An 18,569-nucleotide genomic window follows, 5' to 3' on the forward strand; every position below is an offset into this window, starting at 1 on the left:
GATGACGACCAAAACAAAGACGAATGTGCTCGATCTGCTCGGTAGTGAAGGTGAAGCGTTGCTGACCCATCAATGCGAGACAATTCCCTCCTCGCAACTCCACCTGCCGGGTCCCGATTTTGTCGATGCGGTCTGGGCCGGATCGGATCGCAACCCCCGCGTGTTGTGCGCGATGCAATCGCTGTTCAACCATGGCCGACTGGGGCGAACCGGCTATCTATCGATCTTGCCGGTCGACCAGGGCGTGGAACACTCCGGGGGCGCTTCGTTTGCGCCCAACCCGATTTACTTTGATCCGGCCAACATCGCCCAGCTGGCGGTCGAAGCGGGTTGCAACGGAGTCGCATCGACGTTCGGCGTACTGGGCGGGATCGCCCGAAAGTATGCCCACCGCATCCCGATGATTTTGAAGCTCAATCACAACGAACTGATGAGTTATCCGACCACGTACGACCAGGTTCCCTTCGCCCGCGTCCGTGACGCTTGGAACATGGGATGCGTGGGTGTCGGCGCGACCGTCTATTTCGGTTCACCCGAATCGACGCGGCAGATCCGCGAGATCTCCGACGCCTTTGCCGAAGCTCACGAGTTGGGCATGTTCACGATGCTGTGGTGTTACCTCCGCAATTCGGCGTTCACCGTCGACGGCGTGAACTATGAAGCCTCGGCGGACCTGACCGGCCAGGCGAATCACCTGGGCGCGACCATCAACGCGGATTTCATCAAGCAGAAACAGCCGACCAACAACGGCGGCTACCGGGCGCTCAACCAGGGCGGCCAAAAGTACGGCAAGTATGACGAGCGGATCTATGACGGACTGTCCAGCGACAACCCGATTGATCTGACACGTTACCAAGTCCTCAACTGTTACATGGGACGCTGCGGTCTGATCAATTCAGGCGGAGGATCCGGCAAGAACGATTTCCAACAAGCCGTTCGCACCGCCGTGATCAACAAGCGCGCCGGCGGCATGGGACTGATCAGCGGCCGCAAAACGTTCCAACGCCCGATGGGCGAAGGCATCGAATTGTTCAACGCCATCCAGGACGTGTACTTGGATCCGGAGATCACCGTGGCGTAACCGCTATGCCAGCGGGACGCGTCAGTGAACGGCCCGTGAATCGCAAGCCGGCAACCAATTGAGATTCTCTCCCTCCGGGAGAGACGGCGTTTGCGCAGCAAGCAAACGCCAGAGAGGGCCATCGTACGGAAAACGTTCCGGCATGCGCACCCAGTTTGTTTCGTTGCCTGTCTGCAACCGCTCTGGTTAAACTAACCGTATGGACAGCGCGATCCCCAACCATGCGAACGACGAGCCTCCCCCAGCGGCGGTGCCGATGACGGTCCCGATTACCACGGCGCAGTACGAAACCCTGGTTTCGTCGGGGACGTTTGAAAACACCAGCGGGCAAACCGAACTCATTCATGGACGGATCGTGCACATGAATCCTCAAGGCCCGGAGCATGCCGATCCGATTGACCATCTCAACGAATGGAGTTTTGAGCAGGTGGGGCGCCGGTTTACGATCCGCATCGAGAAACTCATTTTGCTGGTCGGTCAACACAGTTGCCCCGAACCGGACATCGTTTGGGCGACACGCCGTCGATACTCCCAACGTCATCCCCATCCGGACGAAGTCCATCTGTTGATCGAGGTCAGCAAGAGCAGCGTCCGTTTCGACCGGACCGAAAAGATGCAGCTTTACGCCGAAGCGGGCATCCCCGAGTACTGGCAAATCGACATCGCCGAAAAAACGGTGACGGTGCATCGCGATCCGCATCAGCAACGGTACCGGTCGATCCAGACCTATGAGCAATCGGACATCATCGGTCCACTTTGTCTGCCGGACGCCCAGCTGGCGATCGCCAGCTTGTTCACGCCCGATCGCTAACCGTCCGGGCATCTCCGTCGGTTCTTCCAAAGCGGAATCGCGATCAAGCGAGCGGCCGAAACTCGTTCTTCGACGCATCGAAGAAGAGAAAGCTCTCGCAGTGCGCCAAGTAGAATAGCGCGTGCACGCGCAGCTCACCGGCAGCGACCGCTCGGTGGACCACCGGATGCAAGTAGACCGAGTTCACCAGATCCGCGAAGTGGCTCTTCGCATGCTGAGCCCTGCTCAGCATCAAGCGGGTCGCGTCGAACAACCGTTGCGGCGTTTTATTCCGACCGCCCGAGCTGTCCGCGTCATCCTTGGAACCACTATCGCTATGCCCCACCAACAACAATCGTTGAACGCCGTTCCGGTCGATCGACCGTTCCAGCAATGAAGCCAGCTCGCCTGATTGAAAATTCCACTCGAGTTGGGGCATGGTCAGCAGACAGCTGGATTGATTGCCGGGCACGTGCCTGATTCGGTCCTGGACCTTGGGGTCATGGTGCGAAATGATCAGCCAGTCGATTGTTCTGGGCGCGTCGACCAAAGCGTTTTGAAGCGATTTGACGGATCCGCCGGTGTAGAGCGGAGCGTTGGCACTGGCAACGCTGGGATTGGACGGCAGATTAGCGAGCAGCGACATGGGGCATTCCTCATCAAGGTAGGTGGCAAAACGGGGCAAATGGTTGCAGGGTGTTCTCAGTCGGTGGCGGCGGGCACACGATCGGCATCGATGACGCACCAATCCGCCCGGGCGTATCGGAAACATTTTTGGTGGTTGATCGCGGTCAGGTGGATCCATTGGTTGTCGATCAATTCCCTGATCGACGGATGTTTGTCGAGCACGCGATCGATTTCGGCCGGTGGGGCCGCGATTATCACTTGCAACCGCAGGGGCCGATGTTGGTAGCGGGTGCCGTCATGGATCGATTGGGTCGGCAATCCGGTCATCAGATCGCCGCCACCGCCGGACAACAGGCCGAACCCGCCGACGACGTTGTGGATCGTTTTGTCGCCGCTTCCGAAATGGTGGTTGTCGACCGTCGATGCGTAGTACTGCATGTTGATCCAATGGGCGACCACCATCGGCGCGGTCATGATGTTCTCCAGGACCGCGCCGTCGCTGTCCGCGGCATGGTCGTAGCTGTGCAAGAAGACGCGTCCGTCCAGGTTGATCGACCGGCTCAGCTCGCGCGGTCCGACCAAGAACGCTGCGTTGCCGGCCAAACCCCATTCGGGTCGGACTTCGGACCAATCCATCGCCCGCCCCGTCAGCTCGGCCGGTGATGGGCTGGCGGCCGACGGCAGGCGTTCCTGCCGCGTGTTTTCCGCGGCGCGTCGGGTTTGCTCGATCAACTCTTCCACGTCGCCACGGTGTGACGCCGGGATCGAATCGAGATCGAAATACTCGATTCGGTCGGTTGTCGTGTTGTGCAACGCCGCCAAGAACACCGTGTCGTCGTCGATCTCGATCCCGCGTTCGGCAAGCATCTCGCGAACGTAGGCTTGATTCAGCAACAGCGCCGCGAATCGGGCGTTCGGTTCGCCCGAATGTCCGCCACAGGCGCCGCAGTCCAAGCCCGCGGCGAGTGGATTGTTTTTCGTTTGGCTGCCGTGACCGCACAGGACCACCAACCGCGCGAACCCATCGGTCAATCCGAGGTTGCGGAGCATCGCTTCGGCAAGATCCGCCTGACGCGACGTCGTCCAGCCTTGTTGATACAGGCCACGCAACGTGGGGCCGGTCGAAGGTTGCGTCGCGTCGCCGGTCATCTTGTCTTCCATGCGACGCTTCGGCGTTGCGGAATCGGCCAACAGTTTTACCGAGTACAACAGTCCGGTCGTTTCGACGAACGAAAAGCAACCGACGGCCGACTTTTGGAAGCCGCGCCACAGATTGCTCCATAACCCGTCTCGTTGTCGTGCGGTTTTGATTTCCGATTCGGATCGGCCGGTACCGTCGGTCAGGCCTTCCTGCAGCCGCATCGACGGTTGGATCAGTGCGGGGACGTTGTGGTCGCCAGAATGGTCGCCAAGCTTGACGTACTCGATCGGCATTCCAAAAAAACCGGCGAATCCATAGGTCTCGATCTCCGGCGACAGCGATTCCAAATGTCGGCGGATCCGCTCGCTTCGCACGTCGATGCAAAACACCATTTGAACCCGCTTTCGGTTTTGCTCGGCCCGCTCATCGGCGATCAGCTGACCCAGGATCCCGTCGCGATGGTTGATCTCGCAGGCCCTCAGCAGCAACAGTCGCACGGCCGTGTCGTCGTCGTCAGATCGCTGGGTAGCGCGGAACGTTGCCGAATGCTCGTCGACCATGGCGTCCCAACGAACGCGCAGCCGTTTTGCATCGGCCAACGCAACTTCGTAAACGGTCCGGGCCGCCAACAATCCGATCAGGTGTTCCCGCTGCGCTTCCGGCTCCGCGTCGTCTTGGTACTTCGCCCAGGCACACCAACCGGGCATGTGAAACACCTGGCACAACAGAAAGCTCTCCCACAAAGCCGACGGGATCTGCAGGTGCGAAAGCAATTCGACCAGTGCCGCGGTCGGCGTGTGCGGCAATCGACCGACCAGCCTTCGAAACCCCGTCAGCCCGAGGATTTCCGGGTTGCGGTCGTGCTGCGCCGCGCTCCGCCAGGCCTGGTAAAAGGGCAACTCTTTCCACGGGCTGGCCCAAGTCGATTGGAACTGGTCATAGTGGGCCGCGCAAAACTTGCCGATTTCATCTGTGATGGTTTCACCCCATCCCTGCGGCGAGATTTGATCGGCCAGCTCGGCGATGGTTCGAATCGGACGTCGCTCGCTGCGTGTCGCTGCATGGCTTTGCGGCGACTCGTCGATCGTCGACGCCCGCAATCGGTCCATCACGGCGTCGATCGACCATCCGGCCGCCACACCGTCTTGTTGACTTTCGGCAATCGCCTGACGAACGTCGGCCCGCGTGAAGCGACCTTGGGCGTACTGTGATCGATAGTACGGCAGCGGCATCAGCATTTCACAATCGGAAAAGATCCGCAGAAACGCGCGGGCGTCGGCGAAGGATCGATCGGCGATTCCGTTGTACGGATTGAACGCGACGTAATCCTTCAGCGGCCAGACTTTTGAAACCACCCGTGTCACATCGGCCAAGATCTCTTCTATCTGGCGGTAGATGTGAGGTTCTTCGTAGGCCGGTGGGACAAAGGCTGCCTTGCCCAGGCTGGCAGAGAAAGGCACGTTGGACATGTCGTGGTTCATGTTTCGGTTGGGGCGAGAGGTTGATGGATTCCGTTCGGGGTTCAGGGCTGAGACTTTGGCTAGCTGGAAACGAGCGATCCAAACACCCTTCGCAGGGTGCTTTCGACATAGAATCCGTTGCCGGCGTGGACGAACCAGCGACCGAAGCGGCCGGACAGTTGGGGCCGCGACGTTACTTGGTCGATCAAAAACATCCCGGCGAAACCGCAGCCGACGATCAAGCCGATGACCGACCATTGGAGGGCCGACAAGGATGCCGCCGGTACACTGCCGGCGGCATAGCCGTCGACGATCCGGTACGAAGCCGCATAGAGCAGACAGAGCCCTCCGGCGACCGCAATGCTTCGCACGACCAGTTGACGATCACCGCCGGCGAACGCCTTTTCCAACCACCGGGTGATCGCCAGGAACAAGACGGCCCCCAAGACAAACCCGCCGGGTTTGGTTGACGGGTCGAGACCGAGGATCAAGCTAGCCCCTGCCAAAGCACCAAGTGAAAACACGGCGGCAGCGAGCCACGTGACCAGGCCTGGCAGGGCGACCGGCATGGGACCGCTCGATCCAACAGACCGCGTCGACATCACGCCCACCGCGGTTCGTTCGGCAATCACATTTCCGCTGGCCAGGAAGGCATGCGCTTTGTACATCGAGTGCGCCAAAACGTGCAGCAAAGCGGCTGAGAAAGCGCCTAGCCCGCACTGCAGCATCATGAATCCCATCTGCGCGATCGTGGAATACGCCAGTGACTTCTTCACGCTCGTTTGAGTCGTCATCACAATCGCCGCGTACGCCGCCGTGACGGTCCCAAAGACCGCGAGCACCGCGAGTGTCCATGGGGCGGCGGAAACGATCGGGCTTGTTCGAATGATCAAGTAACCGCCGGCGTTGACGATGCCGGCGTGCATCAACGCCGACACCGGCGTCGGCGTTTCCAGGGTTTGCGGCAACCAGGTGTGAAACGGAAATTGTGCGGATTTGATCGATCCAGCCACCACCAACAACAGCGATGCGACCTGAAGCCTTGGGCTGGCCGCCGCGATGTCTCCCAGCGCGACGAAAATCTCGCCCAGGAACGCCGTGCCAAACTCTGCATCCAGCAAGATCAACGCGATCGCCAAGGCCACATCAGCGATGCGAATGATCGCAAACTTGGTCCAGGCGGCACGCTGTGCCGCCGGGCGTCCCGGATCGTGCAACAGCAAATGATGCAGCCCGAAACTGGTCATCAACCAGGCGACGTAGAACAACAGCAAATGCCCCGACAGGACCATCAACGAGACCGCCGCCAACGTCAGGCCGGTCCAGCGAAAATAGTTGCCCTGGGAAGGATCACCATCGAGATAGCGGATCGAGAATCGACAAATCACCCAGCCGATGAAACTGACCATCAACCACATCAAGGTCGAAACGCCGTCCAAGTGAATCGGCCAGGCTCCAGCGGCAGGAAACCCGGCCTGGATTGCGGCGGGGGCTTCGGTGCCCATCACGAACCGCATGGCAAACCCGACCGCCAGTGCCGCGGCGATGCCCAGCTGCAGCGTCGCGATGGCGGTCACCCAGCGACGGACTCGCCGTGCCGCCGCGTCGGCCACACGCCGAGGGATGACCGCCGCCAGGGCGAGCAGCATTGCGGCGGGCAACACGGCGACGGTTACAATGATCCATGCCATCAGGGACCTCCACGGGCATTCGTCGAAATACGAAACACAAAACACGTCTTCCAATACACGAACTATGAAACACGACATTCTTGTCGTCAATAGTAGTTCGTATTTACCCGGCGGTTTCTTGAGCGGTTTCTCCGCCCGGCCCGGCGGGCGCACGGGAAAACACGGTGTTTTCACGTCGTGTTATTCACGAATTTTTTTTCGCCGATGGAATGCTAGAATGGGTTTGCTGTGCCGATCGCACCCCAGGCGGACCGAAACCGAATGAAACCGAACGTCAAAAAGAAGACCCGCGCGGCGAAGCCCCGCGAAACCACCCCCGCTCCTGATTCCTCCTCCAAGACCACCGCGGCGGAGGAGCGGCACGACCGGTCCAAGGAGGGCGGTTCGCGGTGGACGTTTTTGACAAACCACTCCCATGTGCTGATCGTCTTGCACGCCGAACCGGAGTTGGTCTTGCGCGAGGTGGCGGCGCGGGTGGGGATCACCGAGCGGGCGGTCCAGCGGGTGGTGCAAGACCTGGAGGAGGAGGGGTTCATCCGCCGCGAACGTGTCGGCCGCCAGAACCGTTACGAAGTGCGAACGGATGTGCCGCTGCGGCACCCGATCGAATCACACCGCACGATCGGCGATCTGTTGCAATTGATCACCGGCTAGAACCGGAAAAAGCATTACTCTTCGCCGGTCTGTTTGAGTTCCATCAGTCGGTGGTTGTAGGCGGCGATGGTTTCTTTGCGACGCAACATGCCCAGAAAGACGCCGGGTCGGTCGGGATCCAAGACGGGCAGTTCATCCAGGTTGTGGGACGTGAAGCGGCGCAGTGCGGTATTTAAATCGTCTTGCGGCGTCAGGTACAAGAAGTTGTCGACCATGATGTCGCGGGCGACGGCCAGTTTCCACAGCGCGTCGTCGTACAGGTACGCGCGGACGTCGTCGTCGCTGAAGATGCCGACCATCTTTTGGTTCTCGTCGACGACCGGGAAATAATCCTGATGCGTCGATGCCAGGCGATGCACGATCGTGTCCAACGTCATGCCTTCGGGGATCAGGATCAGGTTGCGATTCTTCTGATACAGATCGCCGACCGACAGCCCCTCCAACACATCGACGATAAAGTCACCGCGGTGGGCCATCGATTCCATCCGCGTCGGGGGCTGGTTGTGATAGAGCCGAAAGTGTTGGCTGAACATGAACGTCAGCGTAGACACCAACATGGTGGGCAGCAACAGACCGTAGTCGCCGGTCAGGGCGCGGACCATGATGATGGTCGAGATGGGAGCCCGCGCGATGCCGGAAAAGAACCCGGCCATGCCGACCACGGCAAACGCTTCCGGTTCGGTAAACAGGTTCGGCCAAACCTGTTGGAGGGCCAATCCGACGGCCGCCCCGGTGCACCCGCCGATCACCATCGACGGTCCGAAGACCCCGCCCGATCCACCGGATCCGATGGTCAGCGCGGTGGTCAAGATCTTTGCCATCGCGACCAGCAAGACGCAGGCGATGCCCAACTGGTCGGCCGCCGTCAGCGCGATCTGCAGCACCCCGTAACCGGTGCCCAGTGAACCGAGCAGGTTGGGGTCGCGATCGAACCCGACGTACAAACCGACGCCGAACGTTCCGGCCAGCGCGGCGCCGATCGCCGGACGCACGTGTGGAATGATCGGCAACCGCTGAAACATCGCCTGGGTGGCGAACAGCGTTTTGACGTAAATCGCGCCGATGACGAACAACACCACCGCCAGCACCACATAGGCGGGCAGTTGCAGCGGCGAGACAAACGTGTGCTCCAGATCCGCGCCGAACAGGGGAATGAATCGCGACTCGACTGGCAACGATTGCACGTACACGCTGTAGGCGATCACCGACGCCGTGGCCGCCGGGACCAGCACATCGGCTTCCAGATCGGCGTCGCTGTACAGGATCTCGCCGGCAAACACCGCCCCGGCCAGTGGTGCGCGAAAGATCGCGCCGATCCCCGCCCCCATGCCGGCGGCCAGCAACACCCGGCGTTCGCGGTTGGACAGTTTCAGCCGCGTCGCCATCCAGGAACCGAACCCGGCGCCGATCAACGCGATCGGTCCTTCGCGACCGCCCGAGCCGCCGGTGCCCAGCGTGATCGCCGAGGCCAGCGTCTTGATGAACGGAATCCGGGCGCGGATCTTGCCACGTTTGTTGTGAAACGCGTCGATCGCGGCGTCCGTCCCGGCACCCTCGGCTTCGGGGGCAACGGCATACACCAAGATTCCCGACAGCAAGCCGCCGACCGCCATCACGGCGACGAGCATCCAAGGCGAAAAAAAATCGGACTGATATTCGAATCGTTGGTGTTCGCCGGCCGCATCGAGCGGTCGATAACCGGCAAACTCGGTCACCGAGTAGCGGACGACGACCTGGCCGAGCACATCAAACGCGATCGCCCCCAGCCCGGCGACGACGCCGATCAACGAAGCCAGAAAGATCCATTTTCCCAGCGAATGCAGCTCGAATCGCTTCAGCAAATTCTGCAGACGGTTCACTTGCAAACGTTTTTCCCAGGGCGTGTCATGGATCGGCCGATATCGTCTCGCCGCCCCCAATCCTGGACGAGATCGTCACTTGTGGCAATACCGTCAGGCGAAAACTCAACCCGCGCACGGTTCGTGTTACGATTGCGTCGCCGCCCGGTTTTCCGCTCGCGGAATTCGCCGGCGGCTTGTTGACTCACTTGTGCCGCAACGCGAGCAAGGGTTTAGGCATCAAGTTGAGAACTAACCCTCCCTTCGAGAGGTTGTGCGATTCTTAACCTCTGATTTAACAGGCGTGTACGACTTCACCCTCCCCCTGGGAGGGTCACGGAGGAGTGAGCGACGACGCGGGGAGGGTTGATCTACGAGGTGACGCGACCAGCGGACGAACGCTTGAGGCTTGAAGCCTTAACTTGATGCGATTGGGCCTCGGCGCAAGCTAGGGGCGCAGCAGATCCCAACCGTTTTGAATCCCCAAACAACTTCCCATGCCCGAACCCGTCCGAATCTTGATCGTTGACGACGAGCCCCACATCCGCAGCGGCTTGGCCAAGGGGCTCGCCAAATCCGGCGACGTCATCGACACGGCCGGCGACGTCAATCAGGCGCTGGACAGATTGGACCAGGCGCAATACCAGGTCGTGATCGCCGACGTGCGGTTGCCCGGTGATCGCGACGGCCTGGATCTGGTGTCCCTGATCAAGCAGCGCTCCCCGGAAACCAACACGTTGGTCATCACCGCGCACGGCACGGTGGAAACGGCCGTCGACGCGATGCGTCGCGGTGCGTTCGACTTCATCACCAAACCCGTCGATTTAAATTTGATTCGCCAGCAGGTCGGTCGGGCGCTCGACCACGGCCGTTTGCAGAGCGAAAACCGAGTGTTGCGAGACCGTTTGGCCGACGCCGGCGCGATCTCCGAAATCATCGGCAACTGCACCATCATGCAGGAGCTGTTTCAGCAGCTGCGTCAGGTCGCCGACACCGACGCGACGGTGTTCATCCAAGGCGAGAGCGGAACGGGTAAGGAACTGGTCGCCCGCGCGCTGCACGATTTGAGCAGTCGGTCCAGTGGCGCGTTCGTCGCGGTCAACCTGGGGGCGCTGCCGGAGTCGCTGTTGGAAAGCGAGTTGTTCGGTCACGAGAAGGGATCGTTCACCGGTGCGTCACGCCAGAAACCCGGCTGTTTTGAACAGGCTCGCGGCGGCACGCTGTTCTTGGACGAGATCACCGAGATCCCGACCAAAAGCCAAGTCGATCTGCTCCGCGTGTTGGAGACCGGACAGTTTCAACGCGTCGGTGGAGAGACGCTGATGAGTTCCGATGCCCGCATCGTTTCGGCGACCAACAAGGATCCGTTGGCGCTGATCGACGATGGAACCTTTCGTGACGACTTGTATTATCGGTTGAACATCGTTCCGCTGCTGATCCCACCGCTGCGGAAACGTCGCGATGACATCCCGTTGTTGGTCGAACACTTCGTTAAACATTTTTGTCAGCGTCACAAGCGTCCGGTCAAACAATTCACCGACGACGCGCTGGCGAAATTGGTGGCGGCCAACTGGCCGGGCAACGTCCGCCAACTACGCAACGTCGTCGAACGGTTGGTGGTCACGCACGTCGGCCAGAGCATCGATGCCGACAGCCTGCCGCCGGAATTGACGGCCGTCCCCGCCGTGGCATCCTCCCAGGTCCGCACGTTGGCCGAAGCGACCGAGGCGGCCGAAACGGAAGCCATCAAGGTGGCCCTGGCATCGTGCGGATTCCACCGCGAACAAACCGCCCAGGCACTCGGCGTGAGCGTTCGGACGCTGCATTACAAGATGAGCCGCTACGGGTTGCACTAGATCGGCGTCGGCTCGCCTCTTTGACGTCGATTGTTTTACTGAGCGACTTTTTGGTCAGTACCGCTCAGTGGTGATCATCGATCTTCTTTGTTAGCCCAGAAAGCTGTTTCGCTATGCTGCGGAATTCATTCCGCAGCATTTGCCCAAAGGGCATACACATCCATAGCCTGGGGTCAGGGAACGAGCGCAGCGAAGTGACCGCCACCCCAGGAAAGAAAGCCCATCTCCTCCCCCCTTTCGCTCGGCCGGCGGCTTTGCCGCCGGCCGAGCGAAAGGGGGGAGGTTTCTTGGTGTGCGTGGACCTGGGGTTACGCCCGGATTCGCTGGGGCTCATCCGGTCTCACCCCAGGCTAAGTTGTAGATCGCCGTTGGCGAACCGAGCGGAGTGATCTTTGATGGCGCACGGAACAAAAGCAACTGAACCCATCAGCAATACAATCAACGTCCCGGCGAAGGTAGCTACGTTCGCACGACGACACTGATGCCCGTGCCATTGTCTTCCCCGACGGAGCACTAGATCGGCGGCAGCGTGCGGACTTGTGCGTCGACCGGCACGGCCAAATCTTGCAGCGGTTTGAACTGCGCCTCGTCGGGATCGAACGCGAACACCTCGCCGGTTTCAAATTTGTAGACCCGGCCGTGCAGTTTCAACTGCCCACGGCCGACCGCGGCGGCGACCGAGGGATGCGTCCGCAAGCTTTCCAATTGGACGAGGACGTTTTCTTCGACCGTCAACGTCAGCCGTTTTTCCGGTTCGGTCAGATGGCCATAGTTTTCTTCCACGATCCGGCGGGTCGCTTCGGCGTGCTCCAAGTACGCCTTGACCGCCGGCAGTTTTTCGATCGATTCCGGGTCCAACAATCCTGCCATCGCTCCGCAGTGGCTGTGTCCGCAAATCACGATGTCGCGGACCTTCAAAACACTGACCGCATACTCGATCGTCGCCGCCTCGCCACCCTGGACACTCCCGTAGGGTGGGACGATGTTCCCCGCGGTCCGTTGAATGAACAACTCGCCGGGTTGGGTTTGGGTCAATCGGCTCGGATCGATTCGCGAGTCCGAACAGGTCACAAAGAGCGCCAGCGGGCTTTGCCCTTCGACCAACGTCTCAAATAACTGTTGGTCTTGACTGAACAGATCACGCTGAAATCGGTGAATACCGTCGACGAGTTTTTGCATCGTTTAGAATCCAGGATGCGGAAGTGTTTGGCCACGAATCACGTTGCCGGGACAAGCGTCGATCGAGTGTATCAAAGATCGATCGTCACTGGTGCCGGTATGATGACGGTGAACGATGCAAACGAAACTTTCTGCTCGGCGATGTGTTGGAATACTCACGCAGCTGATCACTCTTCTTGCTCGCTTGTTCCGGGAGAAAACCGGTGTTTTTGCAGCAAATTTCTCGTCTTGTTCTTTTTTTTGTAAGCGCAGCCTCCGTAGCGGGGGTGGCCGGGCTGGCGGTCGCTGCCGATGACGGCGCCGTGGTGTCGTTGACGAGTGAACAAGCGAAGTTTTTTGAAACCAAGATCCGACCGGTGTTGGTCCGCGAGTGCTACGGTTGTCACAGCAAACAAGCCGGCCAGTCCAAGGGTGGACTGCGATTGGACACCCAAGCGGCGATGATCGATGGCGGCGACAGCGGGCCGGCGATTGTGCCCGGTGACCCGGAGGCGAGTTTGTTTTTCGGCGCGATCACGCACACCGATTTTGTGATGCCGCCCAAGCGAAAGTTGTCCGACGCCGAGATCGCGGATTTCAAAGCTTGGATTCTCGACGGCGCACCCGACCCACGTAGCGTCACCCCGGTCCAGACACCCGCGCAAACGATCGATGACGAAACGATCGCCCAGGCCAAGCGAACGTTTTGGGCGTATCAAAAACCGCGGCGCAGCGAGCCGCCGAAATCGTCATTGACTTCTCAGCCGACCGCGGCGACGGCGGAAACGGTCATCGATCGCTTCTTGGCACACCAACGCGACGAAGCCGACTTGCAGCCGGCCGCCGACGCGCCGACACAAATTGTATTGCGACGCCTGTGCTTTGATCTGGTCGGATTGCCGCCCACCCCGGAACAGCTGCGTTGGTTCGACGCCGCGTTCGACAAGGATCCCGACGCCGCGGTCGCCCGTGTGGTCGATCGATTGTTGGATTCGCCACAATTCGGCGAGCACTGGGGGCGGCACTGGTTGGACGTCGTCCGCTATGCCGAATCGACCGGACGCGAAGTGAACATGACCTATCCCCACGCGTGGCGTTACCGCGACTATGTCATCGATTCGTTCAACGCCGACAAACCGTACAACGAGTTCGTCCAGGAACAGATCGCCGGCGATTTGATGCCCGCCGCCGACGACCAACAATGGTCCGAACATCTGGTCGCCACCGGCTTCTTGGCGATCGGCACCAAGAACGTGAACGAACAGAGCGGTGCCCAATTTGCCGCCGACCTGGCCGACGAACAGATCGATGCGACCACGCGGGTCTTTCTCGGAACCTCGGTCGCCTGTGCAAGGTGTCACGATCACAAGTTCGATCCGATTCGCCAAACCGATTACTACGCGATGGCGGGCATCTTTCGCAGCACCAAGACCTTCTTCGGCACACCGCCGTCACAGTACGGCAGCTTCGGCGGCCCACAACAACGACGTCAAAGCAGTTTGATCTTGTTGCCGATCCCGGACGACCAACCGATCGGCCGAACTTATTCCGCCGACGAGCTTCAGCAATTGCACCAAGACATCCGTGACCGACAAGCCGACTTGGTCGGCCTGCGTAATGGCAACACGACCTCATCGCGACGTCCCGGCGCGACGCCCCAACAGATGCGGATTCGATTGACGAACGAGCTGGGCGAATTGTCGGCCAAGTTGGGTGTCGTCGATGAAAACGGCCAGCCGCGGAGCTATTGCATGGGGGTTCAAGACAACGACACCGTCGGCGACGCGCCGCTGTTGGTCCGTGGCGAGATCGATCAGCCGGCCGGCCGAATCAAACGTGACTTGCCGGCCGCACTCAGTGACGTGTCCTTCAGCCCCAAGCCCGGGACCAGCGGTCGATTGGAATTGGCCCGTTGGATCGGCAGCGATGAAAACTCGTTGGCCGCCCGCGTGATGGTCAACCGGATTTGGCAGCACGTCTTCGGTCAGGGGATTGTGCCGACGACCGAAGACTTTGGCATGACCGGAACGCCGCCGTCGCATCCCGAATTGCTGGATCATTTGGCGATCCAATTTGTCCAGTCGGGCTGGTCGGTCAAAACCATGATCCGCGAAATGATGTTGACGCGGGCCTATCGGATGCAGAGCACGTTTGACGTCGCCAGCCACGAAGCGGACCCGGACAACCGCTTGCTGTGGCGGGCCAACGTCAAACGGCTGGGTGCGGAATCGTTGCGTGACGCGATGCTTTCGATCGCCGGCGAGCTGGAAACCGAACGGCCGGTCGGCTCCAAGGTCGCCCAGGCCGGTTACACCCGCGTTCGCAATGGTCAGCTAAGCGATCCCCGCGATGCCATCCGCCGCAACCTGCAAACCACGTTGACCAGCCGCCGAGGACAGTTCGGTGAGATTTTTGATCGGATGCGAAACGGCAGCCCCCGCCAGCAGGCCCAGGCTCGGAACCAGTTGCGATCGGCGATGGGCAACCGTCAGATCCGAGAGATGGCCGCCGACGCCTACAACGAAGGTTCGTTGGACAGCGTGACGGACAACCATCGCAGTGTTTATTTGCCCGTGGTTCGCGACTTCGTGCCGCGATCCCTGGAAGTGTTCGACTTTGCCGACCCCAGCATGGTGGTCGGCACTCGGGAAGCATCCAACACGCCCAACCAGGCGCTTTACATGTTGAACAACCCGCTGACGATGCGGCTGAGTGAATCGTTTGCCGAGCGGTTGATCAACGAAGGCGGCTCGACGAAGGACCGCGTCGAAATGGCATTCGTGTTGGCCTACGGGCGCCCGCCGTCGACCGAAGAACGCGCCGCGTCCCATCGATTCCTCAGTTCGTCCGGCTTGTTACCCAAGTCGGCCTATGCGGCATTTTGTCAGTCGCTATTCGCAGCGGCAGAGTTTCGTTACTTGAATTGATCAACCGTGGGATAGGCTTCCAGCCTGTCATGCGGTTGGCCCCGGGGGATGGGCTTGAAGCCTGTTCCCAGAATCATTTCGCCAGGCTCCAAGCCTATCCCACTGTTCCATCACCCTCGATAATCCAATGTTTACACGTCGCGATCTGCTGAAACACACCTCGGCCGGGTTCGGCTATTTGGCGCTTGCCGGGATGTCGTCGCTGTCCCGATCGTCCGCCCTTGGGGCAGGGGCGGAAGTGGCGGCAAATCCGTTGGCGCCCAAGCCGCCGCATTTTCCGGCCAAGGCGAAACGCGTCATTTTCTTGTGCATGCAGGGTGGGCCGTCGCACGTCGACACCTTCGACTACAAACCCGCACTGGCATCGGACGATGGCAAACGCGGCAAGTACGGCGGCGCGCTATTGAAGTCACCGTGGCAGTTTCGCCAGCGCGGCGACAGCGGACTTTGGATCTCCGATCTGTTTCCCGAGGTCGCCAAACACGCCGACGACTTGTGTTTGATTCGGTCGATGCACTGTGACCAACCGGTCCACCCCGGCGCGATGACGCAGATGCATACCGGGACGGCACAATTCGTTCGGCCCTCGTTGGGTGCCTGGACGCTGTACGGGTTGGGGACGGAGAACGAGAGTCTGCCGGGCTTTGTCTCGCTGAGCCCGCCGGCGGGCAGCTCACGCAACTACAGCAGCGCGTTCCTGCCGGCGATCTATGGCGGCACCAAAGTCGGCGGGGCGGGCGGGCGGTTCGCCCAAGCGGCACGATTCATCTCCGGCGGCGGCGGCCCGTCGGTGCCCGATATCAGCCACCCCAAACGGACGACCGACCAGCAGCGCCGACAATTGGACTTCATTCAATCGCTGAACCGTAGCCAAATGCCGGCCGGAGATGGGGCCAACGTCGAGGGCGTGATCCAGTCCTACGAGTTGGCGTTTCGGATGCAGGACGCAATGCCCGAGTTGATGGATCTGTCCGGCGAAGACCAACGCACGCTTTCGATGTATGGTGCCGATTCCGATCCGACGCAAACGTTCGGCCGTCAGTGCCTGTTGGCGCGTCGATTTGCCGAAGCGGGCGTGCGGTTCATCGAAATCACCCACGGCAATTGGGATCAACATACCCGATTGACCGAAGACCATGCCGCCCGCGCCGAAGCCTGTGATCGGCCGATCGCGGCGTTGTTGGCGGACCTGAAGCAGCGCGACATGCTCAAGGACACGTTGGTGATGTGGGGCGGCGAATTCGGTCGGACGCCCTCGGCCCAAAACGGAAACGGACGCAACCACAACAACAAGGGCTACACGTTGTGGATGGCCGGCGGAGGAACGAAGGGGGGGCTCAGCTACGGGGCGACCGACGAACACGGTTTCGAGGCCGTGGAAAATCCGTGCCACGTCCACGATTGGCACGCGACCGTGTTGCATCTGCTGGGCCTGGACCACACCCGGCTGACGTACCGCTACGCCGGACGCGATTTCCGACTGACCGACGTGTACGGCAACGTGGTGACGGACATCGTGGGGTAAACGCGGGTGTCCAGGCCTTCGCCGCCCGTCTTGTCGTACGACGTCCCTTCCGGGGCGTCGCGAATCCGTCGTACGGCACGTTGGAGCGACGCCGGCGGCCACCCCGACTTGCCAAGTCGGCCGTCTGCCGGTCAGACTACACGGCGCGTCGAATCCCGCCCGCCTTCACCCCACAGCCGCGAATTTTCCAGCGTCATGGACGGCATCACCGAGCCCGTCGTTTTGGTCCTCGGGCATCCCATTGCCGGAAACCCCGCCCAGTTTGCGCTCGAGCGTGCTTTCGATTCGATGCAACTCCGCTGGCGGGTGATCTCCAGTGACGTGCCCTGTGAGCGCATCGAACAAGCGATCACGGGTGCCCAGGTGCTGGGGTTTCGCGGATTGCTGTTGGACCAGAATCTGATCGGCCAAACCCTGGACCGCCCCGCTGCTGACACCGGCGCCCACTCAGACGCCCCTGAACAGCGAGCGAATCTTTACTGGCGGGACAATTCGCCGGAGAGCCCATGGCAGACCGAAAATGTCCTGACGACGTGGCTGCGGGCGGAGATCGGCAAGCACTTCAAAGCGCTGGAATCGGAAATCGGACCGCTGCTGTGGATCGGGACACCCGATCCGAGTTTCCCCACACAGATCGCGGCCGAAGAGTCCCATTCACCGATCGCCTGGGCGTCGACCGAGGCGATCGAGCACGCGCGGTTGATCGCGGTTTCCGAAACCGTCGACGTAGCCCAGTGGCCGCGGTGTGATGACGGCACGCTGGTGGTGGATTTTGCCAACCCCGCAAACGACCTCCAACAAATTCGCGACCTGGGCTACAACGTGCTCGGCCGCGAGGAAGTTCGGGTCGGCATCCTGATCGAATCCATCCAGCGATGGACGGGCAAGCAACCGAGGGTGGACGTGCTGACCGAAGCGATCGAAGAATACTTGGCGGTCTAAGGACGGCAAAAAACACGTTCCGCAATTAATCATGACACACACCAATGTTTCACACCGCAATCGGCAAGCCCTTGTCCGGGCCGCACGGGAGCTTTCCGATTCGGTCGATCTGCTCTCGTTTTCCGATCCGGTCACGCATGTGTACAACCCGTTGGCGTACGCCAGGAAGTCGCACGAAGCCTATTTGGAGTGGGTCGGAGAGGACGTCAAGGTCGTTCTGTTGGGGATGAACCCCGGCCCCTGGGGGATGGCTCAAACCGGCGTCCCGTTCGGCGAGGTCGTGGCGGTCCGTGATTGGTTGCAGATCGATCAACCGGTCGACAAGCCGCCGATCGAGCACGAAAAACGTCCCGTCGAGGGATTCCAGTGCCAGCGCAGTGAAGTCAGCGGACGTCGTTTGTGGGGCCTGTTCCGAGAGCGATTCGAAACGCCGGCCGCGTTCTTTGAAGACCACTTCGTGTTGAACTACTGTCCGCTGGTATTCATGGAGGCCTCGGCCCGCAACCGCACGCCGGACAAGTTGCCGGCTGAGGAGCGCGAAAAGCTGACCGCGGTCTGTGACACCCACTTGCTGACCGTGATCCGCACGCTCGATCCGGATCACCTGGTCGGAGTCGGCGTGTATGCCGAAGCCTGTCTGAAGCGGGTGGTCCAAATCGAAGGCTGCCGCGCCACGGTGACTCGCATTTTGCACCCCAGCCCCGCCTCACCAGCGTCCAACAACGATTGGGCGGGCAAGGTGACCAAGCAGCTGGAAAAGGCAGGCGTTTGGTCCTAAACCGTACGATGGCCCTTCCGGGCTGTCGCCTCTCGCTGCGAGGGAAGTCGATTGTATGACCGCAACTTTGGCCCCCATCTAAATTCTCTCCCTCGGGGAGA

General features: G+C 60.7%; 13 protein-coding genes. 8 read left to right on the plus strand and 5 right to left on the minus strand.

Translation table 11 applies throughout. The features are described from left to right. Nucleotide 1 precedes the first annotated feature (1 nt). Nucleotides 2-1,081, plus strand: coding sequence for a class I fructose-bisphosphate aldolase (locus H1B37_RS07415; RefSeq protein WP_182866005.1), 1,080 nt, complete (start codon nucleotides 2-4; stop codon nucleotides 1,079-1,081). A gap of 256 nt (nucleotides 1,082-1,337) precedes the next feature. Then, nucleotides 1,338-1,892, plus strand: coding sequence for a Uma2 family endonuclease (locus tag H1B37_RS07420; RefSeq protein ID WP_182866006.1), 555 nt, complete (start codon nucleotides 1,338-1,340; stop codon nucleotides 1,890-1,892). Nucleotides 1,893-1,935: 43 nt separating this feature from the next. Here the strand turns inward: H1B37_RS07420 and H1B37_RS07425 are convergent, their stop codons facing one another. The 3 genes from H1B37_RS07425 to H1B37_RS07435 form a co-directional block, all read right to left on the minus strand. Continuing rightward, the gene (locus H1B37_RS07425) at nucleotides 1,936-2,517 is read right to left on the minus strand and encodes a hypothetical protein (RefSeq protein WP_182866007.1); all 582 of its coding nucleotides are present in this window, start codon (nucleotides 2,515-2,517) and stop codon (nucleotides 1,936-1,938) included. 56 nt (nucleotides 2,518-2,573) lie between these two features. Next, the gene (locus H1B37_RS07430) at nucleotides 2,574-5,108 is read right to left on the minus strand and encodes a YbcC family protein (RefSeq protein WP_182866008.1); all 2,535 of its coding nucleotides are present in this window, start codon (nucleotides 5,106-5,108) and stop codon (nucleotides 2,574-2,576) included. Nucleotides 5,109-5,179: 71 nt separating this feature from the next. Then, nucleotides 5,180-6,790, minus strand: coding sequence for a proton-conducting transporter transmembrane domain-containing protein (locus tag H1B37_RS07435; RefSeq protein WP_182866009.1), 1,611 nt, complete (start codon nucleotides 6,788-6,790; stop codon nucleotides 5,180-5,182). A 261-nt stretch (nucleotides 6,791-7,051) separates the two neighbouring features. Here H1B37_RS07435 and H1B37_RS07440 point away from each other — a divergent pair, with 261 nt between their 5' ends. Next, on the plus strand, nucleotides 7,052-7,444 hold the full coding sequence (locus H1B37_RS07440; protein ID WP_182866010.1) for a helix-turn-helix transcriptional regulator: 393 nt from the start codon (nucleotides 7,052-7,054) through the stop codon (nucleotides 7,442-7,444). A gap of 14 nt (nucleotides 7,445-7,458) precedes the next feature. Here H1B37_RS07440 and H1B37_RS07445 read toward each other — a convergent pair whose 3' ends face one another. Further along, the gene (locus H1B37_RS07445; protein WP_182866011.1) at nucleotides 7,459-9,303 is read right to left on the minus strand and encodes a chloride channel protein; all 1,845 of its coding nucleotides are present in this window, start codon (nucleotides 9,301-9,303) and stop codon (nucleotides 7,459-7,461) included. Between the two features lie 476 nt (nucleotides 9,304-9,779). On the opposite strand from H1B37_RS07445, the gene H1B37_RS07450 reads away from it, so the two are divergent. Next, nucleotides 9,780-11,138 (plus strand): sigma-54-dependent transcriptional regulator, encoded by a 1,359-nt coding sequence (locus H1B37_RS07450; RefSeq protein ID WP_182866012.1) that lies wholly within the window; start codon nucleotides 9,780-9,782, stop codon nucleotides 11,136-11,138. Between the two features lie 513 nt (nucleotides 11,139-11,651). Here the strand turns inward: H1B37_RS07450 and H1B37_RS07455 are convergent. Then, nucleotides 11,652-12,317, minus strand: a complete 666-nt coding sequence (locus tag H1B37_RS07455) for a carbonic anhydrase (RefSeq protein WP_182866013.1) — start codon at nucleotides 12,315-12,317, stop codon at nucleotides 11,652-11,654. A 266-nt stretch (nucleotides 12,318-12,583) separates the two neighbouring features. Here H1B37_RS07455 and H1B37_RS07460 point away from each other — a divergent pair, with 266 nt between their 5' ends. The 4 genes from H1B37_RS07460 to H1B37_RS07475 all read left to right on the plus strand — a co-directional run bounded on the left by H1B37_RS07460 (nucleotide 12,584) and on the right by H1B37_RS07475 (nucleotide 18,468). Next, the gene (locus tag H1B37_RS07460) at nucleotides 12,584-15,223 is read left to right on the plus strand and encodes a PSD1 and planctomycete cytochrome C domain-containing protein (protein WP_353620799.1); all 2,640 of its coding nucleotides are present in this window, start codon (nucleotides 12,584-12,586) and stop codon (nucleotides 15,221-15,223) included. A gap of 127 nt (nucleotides 15,224-15,350) precedes the next feature. Continuing rightward, nucleotides 15,351-16,748 carry a DUF1501 domain-containing protein gene (locus tag H1B37_RS07465; RefSeq protein ID WP_182866014.1) on the plus strand — a complete coding sequence of 466 codons (1,398 nt, stop codon included), beginning with the start codon at nucleotides 15,351-15,353 and terminating at the stop codon, nucleotides 16,746-16,748. A 195-nt stretch (nucleotides 16,749-16,943) separates the two neighbouring features. Continuing rightward, nucleotides 16,944-17,690, plus strand: coding sequence for a hypothetical protein (locus tag H1B37_RS07470; RefSeq protein WP_182866015.1), 747 nt, complete (start codon nucleotides 16,944-16,946; stop codon nucleotides 17,688-17,690). Nucleotides 17,691-17,721: 31 nt separating this feature from the next. Beyond that, the gene (locus H1B37_RS07475) at nucleotides 17,722-18,468 is read left to right on the plus strand and encodes a uracil-DNA glycosylase family protein (RefSeq protein ID WP_182866016.1); all 747 of its coding nucleotides are present in this window, start codon (nucleotides 17,722-17,724) and stop codon (nucleotides 18,466-18,468) included. Nucleotides 18,469-18,569 lie beyond the last annotated feature (101 nt).

This window comes from Stieleria mannarensis, assembly GCF_014154935.1.
GTDB lineage: Bacteria > Planctomycetota > Planctomycetia > Pirellulales > Pirellulaceae > Stieleria > Stieleria mannarensis.